10 protein-coding genes are annotated in these 14,576 nt (G+C 59.5%); 6 read left to right on the top strand and 4 right to left on the bottom strand.

Annotated elements, in window-relative coordinates:
• The first annotated feature begins 90 nt into the window (after positions 1-90).
• A complete protein-coding gene (locus tag ACYQ54_RS02940) occupies positions 91-1,743 on the top strand; it encodes a pyridoxamine 5'-phosphate oxidase family protein (protein ID WP_460079161.1) in 1,653 nt (550 codons plus the stop codon).
• 25 nt (positions 1,744-1,768) lie between these two features.
• Here the strand turns inward: ACYQ54_RS02940 and ACYQ54_RS02935 are convergent, their stop codons facing one another.
• Entirely contained in the window at positions 1,769-2,149 is a 381-nt protein-coding gene (locus tag ACYQ54_RS02935) for a VOC family protein (protein ID WP_460079158.1), read from the bottom strand.
• A 716-nt stretch (positions 2,150-2,865) separates the two neighbouring features.
• Between ACYQ54_RS02935 and ACYQ54_RS02930 the strand changes: the two genes are divergently transcribed.
• The 5 genes from ACYQ54_RS02930 (at position 2,866) to ACYQ54_RS02910 (ending at position 8,917) form a co-directional block, all read left to right on the top strand.
• Positions 2,866-3,996: a type III PLP-dependent enzyme gene (locus tag ACYQ54_RS02930; protein WP_460079155.1), complete on the top strand. Its 1,131-nt coding sequence runs from the start codon at positions 2,866-2,868 to the stop codon at positions 3,994-3,996.
• 10 nt (positions 3,997-4,006) lie between these two features.
• Positions 4,007-4,558 (top strand): GNAT family N-acetyltransferase, encoded by a 552-nt coding sequence (locus tag ACYQ54_RS02925; RefSeq protein WP_460079153.1) that lies wholly within the window; start codon positions 4,007-4,009, stop codon positions 4,556-4,558.
• Between the two features lie 832 nt (positions 4,559-5,390).
• Positions 5,391-6,776, top strand: coding sequence for a homospermidine synthase (locus tag ACYQ54_RS02920; RefSeq protein WP_460081655.1), 1,386 nt, complete (start codon positions 5,391-5,393; stop codon positions 6,774-6,776).
• 174 nt (positions 6,777-6,950) lie between these two features.
• Positions 6,951-8,066 (top strand): helix-turn-helix transcriptional regulator, encoded by a 1,116-nt coding sequence (locus tag ACYQ54_RS02915; RefSeq protein ID WP_460079151.1) that lies wholly within the window; start codon positions 6,951-6,953, stop codon positions 8,064-8,066.
• Between the two features lie 287 nt (positions 8,067-8,353).
• Entirely contained in the window at positions 8,354-8,917 is a 564-nt protein-coding gene (locus tag ACYQ54_RS02910) for a cytochrome b (RefSeq protein WP_460079148.1), read from the top strand.
• A gap of 52 nt (positions 8,918-8,969) precedes the next feature.
• Here the strand turns inward: ACYQ54_RS02910 and ACYQ54_RS02905 are convergent, their stop codons facing one another.
• The 3 genes from ACYQ54_RS02905 to ACYQ54_RS02895 form a co-directional block, all read right to left on the bottom strand.
• Positions 8,970-10,796 carry an adenylate/guanylate cyclase domain-containing protein gene (locus ACYQ54_RS02905; protein WP_460079146.1) on the bottom strand — a complete coding sequence of 609 codons (1,827 nt, stop codon included), beginning with the start codon at positions 10,794-10,796 and terminating at the stop codon, positions 8,970-8,972.
• A 117-nt stretch (positions 10,797-10,913) separates the two neighbouring features.
• Positions 10,914-12,728, bottom strand: coding sequence for an adenylate/guanylate cyclase domain-containing protein (locus ACYQ54_RS02900; RefSeq protein ID WP_460079144.1), 1,815 nt, complete (start codon positions 12,726-12,728; stop codon positions 10,914-10,916).
• A gap of 192 nt (positions 12,729-12,920) precedes the next feature.
• Positions 12,921-14,459, bottom strand: coding sequence for a SulP family inorganic anion transporter (locus ACYQ54_RS02895; protein WP_460081653.1), 1,539 nt, complete (start codon positions 14,457-14,459; stop codon positions 12,921-12,923).
• Between the last annotated feature and the right edge of the window lie 117 nt (positions 14,460-14,576).

Genomic DNA, 14,576 nt, shown 5'->3' with positions numbered 1-14,576 from the left:
ACGAATGCTGAGCGGGACCGGGCGCACCGCGGGCGTGCCCGGTCCCGTCGCTTTTTATCCCACGCATCTCCAGCCCAAGAGGAAACCAGGATGTTGAAGACGGATGCAGCCGGGAACCGGCCGGAAAACCGCTCGCCCTTTCACGATGGCGAAAAACAGGTTCAGGAGCGCCTCGGCGAAAGGGATGTCGAATTGTGGGCGCGCGGTGCGATCCGCGAGGCCATGCCCGATCAGCACCGGGCCTTTTTCGAGGCGCAGATGTTCTTGGTCGCATCTGCAAGAGATGCCGCTGGCCGTCCCTGGGCGACGGTTCTGGAGGGTTGGCCGGGGTTTGTGCGCTCGCCTGACGCTCGGTCGTTGACGGTGTCCGCGCAGCCGGTCGAGGGCGATGCGCTGGAAGGTACATTTTCCGAAGGAGCCGATGTCGGGTTTATCGGCATTGAGCTTGCGACCCGGCGGCGCAACAGGGTGAACGGCAAGGTCTCGCGTGTGGGGGCAGAAGGGTTCGGTTTCTCGGTTGGCCAGTCCTTCGGCAACTGCCCGCAATATATCAGGGCGCGGGATGTCCGCTGGAGTGCGGAGAAAACCTCTGCCCTGGCTGTTCGCAGCGACGCCCTGAACGCATCGCAACAGCAGTGGATCGGGTCGGCAGATACGTTCTTCATCGCAACCGGGTACCGGGGCGAGGGCGACGATCCGGCCTATGGCATGGACGTTAGCCATCGCGGTGGCGAGCGTGGTTTTGTCGAGGTGCTTGACGATCGTACCCTGCGGTTTCCGGACTATGCCGGCAACCAGTTCTACAACACACTGGGCAACATCCTTGGCGACCCGCGCACCGGTCTGCTGTTTCTGGATTTTACCACCGGCAGCCTGCTTCAGATGACAGGCCGGGCGACGATAATCTGGGACAAGGCGGAAGCCGCAAAGGTTCCGGGTGCACGCCAACTGGTCTCGTTCGAAATCGAGAGCATCGTCGAACTGACGTCCGCGCTTCATTTGCGCTGGCAGAAAGACGCCGATGCGATCCGTTCCTTGCGGCTGGTCGCCAAGCACAGCGAAAGCGCCGATGTGACATCATTCGTGTTCGAGGCGCGCGATGGCGGGGCGTTGCCAGCGTTTCGGGCTGGTCAGCATCTGCCTTTGGAGTTTCATCTGCCAGGTGGTCTTGGCAAGGTTCAACGGAGCTATTCACTTTCAGGCGATCCCTCCGACGGGCGCTACCGGATATCCGTGAAGCGGGAAAGGCAAGGGCTGGTCTCACGCATCCTGCATGATGTCTTTCCGGTAGGCGGCTTTCTGGATGCGGGAAGGCCTTCAGGCGATTTTGCCCTGCCAGGCGCAAAAAGCCCGCTTGTGCTGGCAAGTGCGGGCATCGGCATCACGCCGCTCCTGAGCATGCTGCATCAGCTGGCGGACGAGGAGGAAGGCAGGCCGGTGTGGTTCGTGCACAGCGCCCGCGACGGCGATCATCATGCCTTCCGAAAGGAAGCGCAGGCCCTGGCTAATGACAAGCCGAATGTTCAGATCATCACCCACTACACCCGTCCGCTGCCGTCGGACGTTCCGGGCTATGACTTCGATCATGCCGGCCGGATATCAGCAGCCGGTCTCGTGGCCCTCACGGGGAGTGCAGACACTCAGTACCTCCTGTGCGGACCCGCGGCCTTTCTGGCGGACCTTGAGGTTGGCCTGCTGCGTGAGGGTGTCGCGCAGGATCAAATCCGCTTCGAGGCGTTCTAGGTTCGGCCCAGACCTCAGCCCAGACTCAGCTCTCCGGGGCGAAGTCGACATGGATATGGTTGCCGTCCGGGTCCCAGACGTTGATGGCAACCGTTCCCGTGCCGGGCTGGACGGAGCGGCGGTAACGTTCACCGCGTTCCTTCAATGTGGCTTCGAAGGCTTCAAGGCCGGATGCCGTGAACGCAAAGTGTTCCAGCTTCAGCTTGGTCTCAGAGCCAGTGGCTTCCGGACCGTCGATGCCGACCAGATGAATAGCTGCTGCTTCACCCACATAAAGCCAGGCGCCGGGAAAGGCAAAGTCTGGCCGAGGGCCGGATTTCATTCCCAGAATGTCCTCATACCAGGCAATCAACGTGTCCAGCCGCGTTGTACGGAGGTTGACGTGATCCAGTCGTGCGATCTTCATGTGTGTTCCCTCCCGCCAATGCGATAATCCGGTCTTGCCGGTGTCGGCTTGTATATGGATTGTCTGAAGGTCTGGATGCCTGAAGTCAATGCCGCAAGGTTTCAACCTTCACCCGGTTGCATGCTCTGAAACAGCCGTCGGGATTGTCACAATTTTTATGAAATAGTTAAAGCGGCGCAAGGTGTTCCGCCCGGCTTCCGTTCGGTTGCAATGAAGCGAAAAAAGTTATCGGCAACTGGAAATTTCCTATTGCATCAGGGGGCGAACGGGCGCATATACGCCTTGCCCAAATTCGCACGTGCCCGTGGTCGTCCATGGGATGTCGAACAAGACATCTCTTAAGGGACCGCTGCCAGACAATCCGCCAAGGGGCGGGGCAGTTGAAATCCGGACGGCTTAAAGCAACGACGTAAGAGGGCTTTTTTGGTCTCTGCCGGGGTATCCAACCTCCGGCGTCACTGAAGAGGCACTTGTTACATCATTGCCCGACGTGCGGTTCGGTTTCCCGATCCAATCAACGGCATTTCCCGACGCGGGAAAGCTCTGCGCTGTTTTCCAGTTGCATTGCCCAACCGTCGCTGCGGTCAACCCGGCCTCCGGTTCCATCCCGGGGGAGGCCCGGTGCGCCTTGCAGCATCCTGCGACGTGAACGCAGCGCGCGAGCCAAGGAAATATGCGCGCCTGCGGCTGAGATTGAGAAAGAGGGAACCTTCCCAATGAGCGACCGTATCCGCGATTTCCTCCGCCGACGTGATGAAGATGGACCGTGCGTCGTTGTCGATCTCGACATCGTGCGCGACAACTTCGAAGCTTTTGCGAAGTCCCTGCCGGACACTTCCGTCTATTACGCAGTGAAAGCCAATCCGGCCCCTGAAATCCTGTCGCTTCTGGAAAGCCTCGGTTCCTCCTTCGATTGCGCCTCTGTCGGCGAAATCGAAATGGTGCTGGCAACCGGCGCTTCCGCTGACCGCATTTCCTACGGCAACACCATCAAGAAGGAGAAGGACATTGCGCGTGCCTATCAGTATGGCGTCCGCCTCTTCGCCGTCGACTGTGTCGAAGAAGTCGAAAAAATCAGCCGCGTTGCCCCTGGCTCCAAAGTCTTCTGCCGCGTCCTGTGCGACGGAGTCGGCGCCGAATGGCCGCTCTCCCGCAAGTTCGGCTGCGACCCTGAAATGGCGCCCGACGTCCTCGAACATGCGCACCGGCTCGGCCTTGTTGCCCATGGTGTCTCCTTCCATGTCGGCTCCCAGCAAGCCAACCTCACGGCATGGGATCTCGCTCTCGCCATGGCAGCAGGCGTTTTCCAGGAAATGGCGCTCCGCGGCATCGAACTGAAAATGGTCAACATGGGTGGGGGCTTCCCGACCCGTTACCTGAAAGACGTCCCGGGCGTTTCGACCTACGGCGAAGCGATCTTCCAGGCGCTGTGCAAGCATTTCGGCAACCGTCTGCCGTCCACCATCATCGAGCCGGGCCGCGGCATGGTCGGCAATGCGGGCATGATCGAAGCTGAAGTCGTTCTGATTTCGCGTAAATCCGCCAGTGACGACGTGCGCTGGGTCTATCTCGATATCGGCAAGTTCCACGGTCTGGCCGAAACCATGGACGAGGCGATCCGTTATCCGATCCGCACCCCGCGCGACGGCGACACCACCGCACCCTGCGTGCTGGCCGGCCCGACCTGTGACAGCGTCGACGTTCTTTACGAAAAGACGCCGTACGAACTTCCGGTGAGCCTGTCCATTGGCGACAAGGTGCTGATCGAGGCCTGTGGTGCCTACACCACGACCTATTCCACGGTCGGCTTCAACGGCTTCGCGCCGCTGGCGTCCTTCGTCATCTGAGGCAAGTGCCATGATCGAGATTGTGGACGAGGTACCGGATCATACCGGCGCCCGCGAGGGTCTGCTTGACCTTTGTTTCGGTGAGGACCGGTTCCGGAAAACCTCCGAGCGTCTGCGTGAAGGCCGGCTTCCGGTCTTCGCATTTTCTGCAATAGACGAATCTGGCAAGCTCGTCGGAACGGTAAGGCTCTGGTCTGTGGCGGACCGCAATGGTGCTCAAAGCCTGTTGCTCGGACCCCTTGCCGTCGATCCGGGCTGCCGGGGGCTGATGGTCGGTGACCGCCTGATGCGGCACGCCCTCAACCAGGCAGCCGTGCTTGGCCATGGATCCGTGATCCTGGTCGGCGACCAGCCGTACTACGCGCGCTTCGGTTTTGCAGCTGGCCTTCTTGACAAGGTCGCGCTGCCGGGGCCGGTGGAGTATCACCGGTTCCTGGGACTGGAGTTCGCTCCGGGGCATGTTGCCGGGCTGGAAGGTATCCTGTCGGCGTCCGGAGTGCCGGACCCGATGGCCGCGCCGACAGCACGGGAAGACGTCTTTTCGGTGTCGCAAGCAGTTTGACGTTCAAGACTTGGAGACGGCGGCGGACTTTTTCGCCGCCGTCTCTTGTTTTTTTAGGCAAAGACTTGTTTTTAAGAAAAACAGGTTCCGAGAAGTTCAATCGTCTTTCCAGAAATGAGCTTTTTCGAGAAGACTTGAAATTCCTGCAGAAACCAGCCACACCATACGAAAGGCGCAATAAGTGCGCTTCGCTGTTTGAAGGATTTCCCAACGGGCCGGACCCTCTGGAAACGACATGGGCGGCAAATCGGACAAGATTGGAGTTACGCATATGACCGACGACACCAACGACGGTGTGGCGAAGAACCCGGCACCGAAGGCCGCTGCAAAACCGGCTACGCGGCGCAAAGCGACACCGCGCAAGGCGGTGTCCAAGCCCGCAACGGTGAAGTCGGCAAGCTCCAAAACGACCTCTGCAAAGCCGACAGCTGCAAAAACAACGCCTGCCAAACCGACTGCAGCCAAAGCTGCGTCGCCGAAAGCCGCGACCTCGAAAGCTGAGACCACGAAAGCTGCGACCCGTACCCCGGTTGCCGCCAAATCAGCTTCCGGCAAAAGCGCTGCGGCGTCAAAATCAGCTCCGGAAAAACCAGCAGCAGCCAAACCTGCGGCAAAGAAACCGGCTGCCAAAGCTTCTCCTGCGATGGTCACGGACGCCAAAGCGCCTGCCAGGACAACGGCAAAATCTGCAGCCAAAAAGGCAGCTCCCGAGAAAGCTGCTCCGGCAAAGTCTGCCGCTTCCAAAGCGGTTGCGCCGGAACCCACCGCACCGAAGGCAGTGCCCAGTACCAAAGACAGCGCCGTTCGTGGCACCATCACCGGGCCCTTGGTGATGATCGGCCTGGGCTCCATCGGCAAGGGGACGCTGCCGCTGATCGAGCGCCATTTCAACTTCGACAAGAGCCGGTTTACCGTCATCGATCCGGTTGATGGCGATGCCAAGCTGGTGACCGACAGGGGGTACAGGTTCGAGAAGGTTGCCCTGACACCAGAAAACTACAAGGACGTCCTGACGCCGTTGCTGACCGAAGGCGAGGGGCAGGGGTTTGTGGTCAACCTGTCAGTCGACACCTCTTCGCTGGATCTGATGAAATTCTGCCGTAAGTTGGGTGTGCTTTACATCGACACGGTGGTCGAACCCTGGCCGGGATTTTACTTCGATGACACTGCGACGGCTGCTGACCGGACCAACTACGCACTGCGCGAGGCTGTGCGCCGGGAAAAGAAGAAGAACCCAGGCGGCACCACGGCTGTGTCCTGCTGCGGGGCCAATCCGGGCATGGTGTCGTGGTTCGTGAAAAAGGCTCTTGTCGATATCGCGACCGACACGGGGGTGAAATTCAAGGAACCGACCAGCCAGAAGGGTTGGGCGAAGCTGATGAAGAAGGTGGGTGTCAAAGGCATTCACATCGCCGAACGCGACACCCAGCGGGCTAAGGAACCCAAGCCTTTTGGCGAATTCTGGAACACATGGTCGGTTGAAGGGTTCCTGTCCGAGGGCTTCCAGCCGGCAGAGCTGGGCTGGGGCACGCATGAAACCTGGAAGCCGGCGAATGCCAAGAAGCACAAGAAGGGCTGCAAGGCAGCGATCTATCTGGAACAGCCGGGCGCCAACACCCGTGTGCGGTCATGGTGCCCGACACCTGGTGCGCAATATGGTTTCCTCGTCACCCACAATGAGGCGATTTCGATCGCCGACTATTTCTCGGTAAGCGACGGCAAGAAGGTCAGCTACCGGCCGACGTGCCACTATGCCTATCATCCGGCAAACGTCGCGGTGCTTTCGCTGCACGAGCTGTTCGGGTCCGCCGGCAAGGTTCAGGAGACGCTGCACGTTCTCGACGAAAGCGAATTGCAGGACGGCATCGACGAACTCGGCGTTCTGCTCTACGGGCACAAGAAGAACGCCTACTGGTACGGATCGCAGCTTTCGGTGGAAGAGACCAGGGAACTGGCTCCCTACCAGAATGCGACCGGTCTTCAGGTAACCTCGGCTGTTCTGGCCGGCATGGTCTGGGCACTGGAGAACCCGAAGGCAGGTATCGTCGAAACGGACGAGATGGACTACAAGCGCTGCCTCGAAATCCAGTCGCCATATCTTGGTCCGGTAAAAGGTTACTACACGGATTGGACACCTCTTGAGGGGCGACCTGGCTTCTACAAGGAAGATATCGACACCAAGGATCCCTGGCAGTTCCGCAACATTCTGGTGCGATAACCGGAAAAACAACTTTTGATATTTGTTTGCCGCCGGGTAACTCCGGCGGCTTTTTTATGTCGTTTCGAATTCTTGCAAGTTTTCGATCATAAAAATTTGTGATTTACATAACATTCTTGAAATAAATCTTGGCGGAATATGCGTCAATGGGAGCAGCCATGCGATGAGGGCTAAGTGAATATTGACCAGGCAAGACTGAACGCTGCCATCCGGGGTCTTTATGAGGCTGCGGTGTCACCCGAACTCTGGAAATCGGCCATGGAAGAGGTGACAGACGCTCTCCATGCAAAGAGCTGTCATTTCTTCTCCAACAACCTGGCAGACGCGCGGAGCGATCTATTCGTGACAGTTCGCATGGATCCTGATTTTCACAAGGATTACATGAGCACTTACGCCGAGCTCGATGTCAGGTTTCCGCGCATTTTGGACGCGCCGGTCGGCAAGGTTCTGCACGGTGATCTTCTCTGGTCCGAAGAAGAGCGCATGGCGAGCCCGGTCTATCACGAGAACCTGCTGCCCTTCGAGCTTTACGAGGTATCCGGTGCACAGCTTGCCATGCCCGGGCGTCTGAGCTGGCTCGGCTTCTCGCTCTATGAAGAAGAGCCCTGGCAACAGGAGCAGCTTGCCGCTCAGCAAATGGTTCTGAGCCACACCCGACAAGCCTTGCGAATGCATCTGACGCTGACCGAGGCTAAGGCGAACACGGATACGCTCGGCAATCTTTTGTCGGCACGTGGGCAAGGGGTCATCCTGATCGCCGCAGGCGGCAGGATCGTTTTTGCAAACTCCCAGGCCGAAGCGTTGCAGCACGAAAAGGTGCTCACGATGAGCAGCCGGGGTCTCGTCTTCCGGGACAGGGCCCTGAACCAGCGGCTCGCCCACGCGCTTGATGCGCTGCACTTCCGCTCAAGCGTTCCCTCTGGCGAGGCCGTCATGCTGACCGATACGTCCGATGATCAAATCGGGGTCAGGCTCCTGCCCGTGCCGGGAGGGATCGGCGGTGGCGGTTCCATGCTCGCTGTCCTTTGCATTCCCTTGCACAAGCAGCAAGGGCCGGACCCTTCCGAGATCAGACAATTTGCCGGGCTGTTCCGCCTGACACCCTCCGAGGAACTTGTGGTTGGCGCCATCGCTTCGGGAAAGGATCTGTCGCAGCATTGTCAGGAGCGCGGCATCTCGCTCGACACTGCCAGAAAGCACCTGAAGAACGCTATGGCGAAGGCCAATTGCCGCTCGCAGAAGGATCTATTGCGGCTGGTGGAGCGGTTCTGCTTTTTCCGGCTGCGCTGATGCGTGCAGGCATGCGCGCCAGATTTTTTCTGTTTGCCTTTTCACTGCAAGGCATTCTTGCGCATCTCATTCAAGAAAACTGTCATGACCTTCCGTGTTCAGCCCTGTCGGGGGAGTGTCCGGCGTCACAGGGCCAGCTGCCCGGGTTGAGCTAACACGGAGCAGGTTCAAACGCTGGTGACAACGGTTGCCGTCTAGTCAAAGCGGACAGGCGCGCGGACGATGGTGAAAACCCCGGGCGTAGGACCAACCCGGCCGGCCAAGGCATCGATACGAGGACAAAGACGGTGTTGAACACCCTTGAAACGCCATCGCGGACTGCCGTGCATCCTCTGGGTCCGGAAAGCCGTCACGCCGGTACTACCAGGATCCTGCACTGGATGATCGCTGCCCTGGTTCTGGCGACGTGGCCACTGGGCTATGTCATCAAATTCGTAAAAAGCGACGTGTCCCTGGACTTCTACATGCTGCATGAAGGGTTCGGCTTTCTGGTGCTCTGGCTCATGCTGGTCCGAGTGGGCAACAAGCTTGTTGCTCGCAAACCGGCAGAAGAGGGGCCGATCCTGGAACGTCTGGCTGCAGGTGCCGTTCACGGTCTGCTCTATCTGTTCCTTATCGTCATGCCGCTGAGCGGGTTCCTGGCTACCAACGCGCACGGATTCCCGCTGAGCTGGTTCGGTCTGGTTCCCGTCTGGAGCCCAATCGGCAAGTCGCCTGATATTGCCGGGGCGTTGTCGGCCATTCATTCCTGGAGCGCCTGGGCCTTGCTGGCACTTTTCGCCCTTCATATCGGAGCAGTGTTGTTCCACCACGTTCTGAAACGCGACCGGACCTTGTACCGGATCCTGTAAAGTGAGGGACTGCCCGGAGCCCGCTGACGGTTTCCCGCGGGTACGACAGGCGTCAACCGATCAGCCGCACCACTTCCAGCGCTTCATTCCTGCCCTTGACCTGGTGCTGGCCGATGGGCTGGCGCTCCAGGGTGTCATCGAGACGTTTGGCGATCTCGCCGGAGACGAGGATCACCACGTCGGCACTGCTGTCGATTTCCTTGCCCAGGCTTTCCAGCCTTGAGGCGGCATTCACCGTGTCGCCGATCACCGTGTAATTGACCCGTTCGGGCGCGCCGATGTCGCCAACGACGAGCGGTCCCATGTGAAGGCCGATGCGAATGCGCACCGGTGCTTCGCCCCGGGCAATACGAGACTGGTTGTCAGCGCGGATGGCCCGGGCCATGCCGATTGCCGCTCGCGCGGCCGGTTCGGCCGGGTTTTCCAGCCGCTCGGGAGCACCCCAGAAGGCCATCACGCTGTCGCCGATATACTTGTCGATGGTGCCACCTTCCCGGGTGATCTCGGCGCCGAGCAAGGAAAGGTGATGGTTCACGAAGGCGGCGGTCTGGGTTGCCGTCATGCCCTCCGACGCCGAGGTGAAGCCGGCAATGTCGGTGAACAGCACCGCCACGTTCCGTTCTTCCGGCGGGGCTTCTGCCCGGCCTTCTCGCAGGAGCTTCCTCACAAGCGTTTTCGGGACATATCGGCTGAAAGCAGTCAAGCCGCTGACCATGGAATTGAACCCGTTGGCAAGGTCATCCAGCTCGCGCACGAAGCTGCCGGGCAGGTGACCTGCGGAGGCCAACTCCAGATCGGCAACGGCCCGTGCCCCGAGAGCCGCCCGGCGGATCGGTTGGCCGATGCGATGAGCGAGAAAACCGGCGCCAATCAACGACAGGCCGAGCAGCGCAATGCCGATAAATATGGCATCGCTCAATTGCTCAAGCGGTTGTTCCAGAACTTCGGCGGGAAAATGAGCACCAATGGAAATCGGCAATCCGGTCGGGCCGAGGTCAGGGCTCTGGATGACGACAAATCGCTTGTTGCCCAGGGCATCAAACCCGGCGCGCATTTCATGACCCGGGCGTATGCCGTAGGCCGAGGCGTCGACAGGTTCGGTTGTTCTCAAGGTTCTCAGGAAAGTGTCCGGGACGTTCTCCAGGGCGATCAGCGGATCCGTCGGCGACAACAGACTGAACACTTCCGAAAGTGCCGGGTGAGCGATCAGGCCGTAGCTTTGCGGATTGAGCATGAACACCTGAACCAGACCGGTAGAGATGTCGCTGGTGACCTCCGACAAGCGCTCCATCGACATGGCCATGAGGATCAGGCCCTCATAGGTGTCGCCATCAGGACCAGTGGAGCGGATCGGCTGAACGTGGGCGATATAGGTATGCTGCCGCTGGGGATAGAAAGCCGGGCCGGACCAGAAGGCAGCCGTTTTGTCCCTGGAAGAGGAGATCAGTCCCGCAAGCGCATGGGTTTCGTCCGTCTTGGGCACGAATTGCGGCACGAGAATTCCGTCTGCGCGGCCTCGGTCGACCTGAATGAAATTGCCGTTCTTGTCGGCAACAATGACAAAGGAGACATGCTCCATGGCCGAAAGCACGCCGAACATGTAATCGGCCACTTCTTGAGGGCGGCGCATCAGGATGCTGCCTGTGTCCAATGCGGCGGCGGTAAAGGAACTGGCTTCCTCGACGGCTTCAATCTGGGCGGAAAAGGCCTGGTCCAGGGAATGCATGCCCGAGTTGATCAGCGAGCCGCCAAGATTGCGCACCACTTTCTCAGAAGTGGCGGCCTGAACGATCAGAACAAGCGCCGCCGTCGCAAAGACAAACCCGCCGATAACCGTCGTGAGCGTTGGCGTGATGTGAAGGCGCCTGTTGAAGGGCAAGTGCTTGGCCTGCGTACTGAATTTCGACGCACTACCCATACCCCGATAACGTGGTAAGGCAAAGTGCGGGTGTCTTGCACAAGCCGGCAACCGCTGCGGAGAAGAACCGTCGTTGCCTTAGCCGCGCAGCCGAACGACCTCAACCGCTTCCGACCTGCCCTTGACCTTGTGCAGACCGATGGCTTCCTGATCGATTGTATCGTCAAGACGTTTGGCGATCTCGCCGGAGACGAGGATCACCACATCCGCACTGCCGTCGATTTCCTTGCCGAGGCTTTCCAGCCTTGAAGCGGCATTCACCGTGTCGCCGATCACCGTGTAATTGACCCGTTCGGGCGCGCCGATGTCGCCAACGACGAGCGGTCCCATGTGAAGGCCGATGCGAATGCGCACCGGTGCCTCGCCCCGGGCAATACGAGCCCGGTTGTCAGCGCGGATGGCCCGGGCCATGCCGATTGCCGCTCGCGCGGCCGGTTCGGCCGGGTTTTCCAGCCGCTCGGGAGCTCCCCAGAAGGCCATCACGCTATCACCGATATACTTGTCGATGGTGCCGCCTTCCCGGGTGATCTCGGCGCCGAGCAGGGAAAGGTGGTGGTTCACGAAAGCAGCCGTTTCGCTCGCCGTCATGCCTTCGGAGGCTGACGTGAATCCGGCGATGTCGGTGAACAGCACCGCTACCTCACGTTCTTCCGGCGGCGCATCCGCTCTGCCTTCGCGCAGGAGTTTGCGGACGAGTGTCGCCGGAACATAGCGGTTGAAGGCCTTCAAGCCGCCGACCATGGCATTGAACCCCTTGGAGAGATCATCCAGCTCCCGGATGATGCTGGTGGGCAAGGGGGATACGGCTTCAAGGTTCAGGTCCGCCACTTCTCTGGCTGCAACCGAAGCCCGTTGCACCGGCCTCGCGATCCGCCGTGCCAGCAAAACCGCGCCGAGCAGGGAGATGACCAGAAGTCCGCCGCCCACAAGAAGCGCCATCAGCAGTTGCTTCAGCGGCTGGTCCAGGTACTCGGCAGGAAAATGCACGCCAATCCTGACCGGAAGCCCCAGCAGGTTTTTGTTCTTCTGCTCCAGAATCACGAACCGTTTGGCCCCGTCCGGGTCTGTGCCGGAATAGATATCGAGGTCCTCGGAAATGTCGAACGACGCCTTGTCGACCTGGGGCATGTCTTCGAACCCGGCCAGAAAGGCATCGGGGAGCTGAGTAACGTTAAGCAGCGGCATATCCGTGCTGAGGTCGCCAAAGGATTTATGAAGGTCCGGATGGGCGACGATTTCGTCCGATCCCTCCTTCATCAGGAATACGGTGATGTCGTCTGTCGAAACATGCCATGTTATTTCAGACATCCTGTCGAGAGACATGCCGATCATCAGGCATCCGCGGTAGGTTTTCCCGTCATGGAGAGGGCGCACGAACACATAGTAGGTGTGCTCCCGGTTCGGCATGTAGAACGGCTGGCTCCAGAAAGCTCCTGCCTGTTTGCTGGCTTGTTCTGCCAAGGGAACCAGGATGGGAACATCTTTTGCCAGCTTGATGTCGCCTCCCAGAAGCTTGCCGTCCGCATCGCCCCTGTCGACATCGACGCCTTCGCCTTTTTCATCCACCAGCACAAGAAAGGAGACCTGTTCCATCGGAGCGAGCACGCCATGAAGGTAGGCCAAAACGAGGTCCGGATCGTCAAGCGGCAAGTCCTTGCGCTCGTAGGTCACCCGGGTGAACTCGGCGGTTTCGGTGATCGCATGAAGCTGTTCGACAAATGCGGTTTCCGCCGCATCCATGCCGATGTCGACCAGTTCGCCGCCCATTCTCCGGACGACTTCCGAAGAGGTCACCGCCTGTATGATCAGAATGGCGGCCGCCGTAATCAGCACAAAGCTGCCGATGACAGTTGCAAGGGTCGGCGTAATGAAAAGTTTCCTGCGTGCTGGCACCGTAACGTCCCGATCGTAAGCATTGCCGAAAAAAGGCCATTATTTGTGGCCGGGCAGGTATCTCTTTCAAATTACAGGGCGCGGGGCAATCGGGGAACGGCGCGGAATGCCGGAAACCGGCCTCACTAACAAAAAAAGACCCGCAAGGCCGAAACCTTGCGGGTCTTTTCAATTGTGCGTCCAGCCCGTACTTCAGGTGGCTTTTTCAGTGCGGTCGAACGTATGGCCGTAGTCGACTGCAATTTCGTAGTCCGGATCTTCAAGAACAGAGACTTCGACAAGGTCACCTGCCTTGGCCAGAAGCTTCTTGCAGTCCGGAGACAGATGACGCAGGTGCAGGCGCTTGCCGGCGGCGACATATTTCGACGCCAGGGCATCAATGGCTTCGAGGCCGGAATGATCAACCACGCGGCTGTCGATGAAGTCGACAACGACGTCTTCCGGATCGTTCTGCGGATCAAACAGGTCGGCAAAACCGGTGGTGGAGCCGAAAAACAGCGGGCCGTTCAGCCGATAGACCTTCCAGCCTTCCTTGCTGGTGCCGATGCGGGCCCTGATGCGGCTGGCCGCATTCCAGGCGTAGGCGAGAGCGGAGATGATCACGCCGACAACGACGGCAACCGCAAGATCCGAGTAGACGGTTACGCAGGTCACGATGACCATGACAAGAGCGTCGATCGGCGGGATCTTGTGCATGATTTTCAAGCTGGTCCAGGCAAAGGTGCCGATCACGACCATGAACATCACGCCCACAAGGGCCGCGACCGGAATACGCTCGATCAGCGGAGAGGCGATGACGATGAAGGAGAGAAGGAAGAGAGCTGCGGAAATCCCCGAGATACGGGTACGTGCGCCGGATTTCACGTTGATCATGGACTGGCCGATCATGGCGCAGCCACCCATGCCACCGAAGAAGCCGGTGACGATGTTTGCCGTCCCCTGTGCCACGCATTCCTTGGAAGCGCCACCCTTTGTGCCGGTCAGATCTGCCACGAGGTTCAGCGTGAGCAGGGATTCAATCAGACCAATGGCCGCCAGGATCACTGCATAGGGCAGGATAATCTGCAATGTGTCGAGCGTCAGCGGGACCATCGGAATGTGGAACTCGGGCAGGCCGCCGGAAATCGAGGCGAGATCGCCGACCGCGCGCGTGTCCAGGTTGAAGCCGAGCACAAGTGCCGAGACAACGAGAATGCCGGCCAGCGGCGCTGGGAAGGCAGAGGTAATCTTTGGCAGGAACCAGATGACGGCCATGGTGAGGGCGATAAGGCCAAGCATCAGGTAAAGCTGAGAGCCTTCCATCCATGTCAGTCCACCAGCGCCATCGGGAACCTTGAACTGGCCAAGCTGGGCCAGGAAGATCACGATGGCCAGACCGTTGACGAAACCAAGCATGACCGGGTGCGGGACCATGCGAATGAATTTGCCCCATTTCAGCAGGCCGACAACGATCTGGATCAGACCCATCAGCACAACTGTTGCAAACAGATATTCAACCCCGTGAAGGCTGACAAGAGAGACCATCACAACGGCCAGCGCTCCGGTTGCCCCCGATATCATGCCGGGGCGTCCGCCGATACAGGCAGTGATCAGGCCGACAAAGAACGCAGCATAGAGACCTACCAGCGGATTGACGCCGGCAACAAAGGCGAAGGCCACGGCTTCGGGGACGAGGGCCAGGGCAACGGTGAGCCCGGCGAGAAGTTCGGTTTTGATGCGGGATGCATCCATTTTCAGGGGGTGTTCAGGCGCAAGGGCCTCCGCGCGTGCTGACACGTGCTGCTCCGGATATTTGGTGTGGTTTTTTAGGTCAGCGCCAATCCCTGCCCGGATTTCCGCTTTTGACCT

Source organism: Roseibium sp. LAB1, from assembly GCF_054658235.1.
Note: the sequence above shows the minus strand (reverse complement) of the source record. Positions and strands in the feature narration are given on the sequence as shown.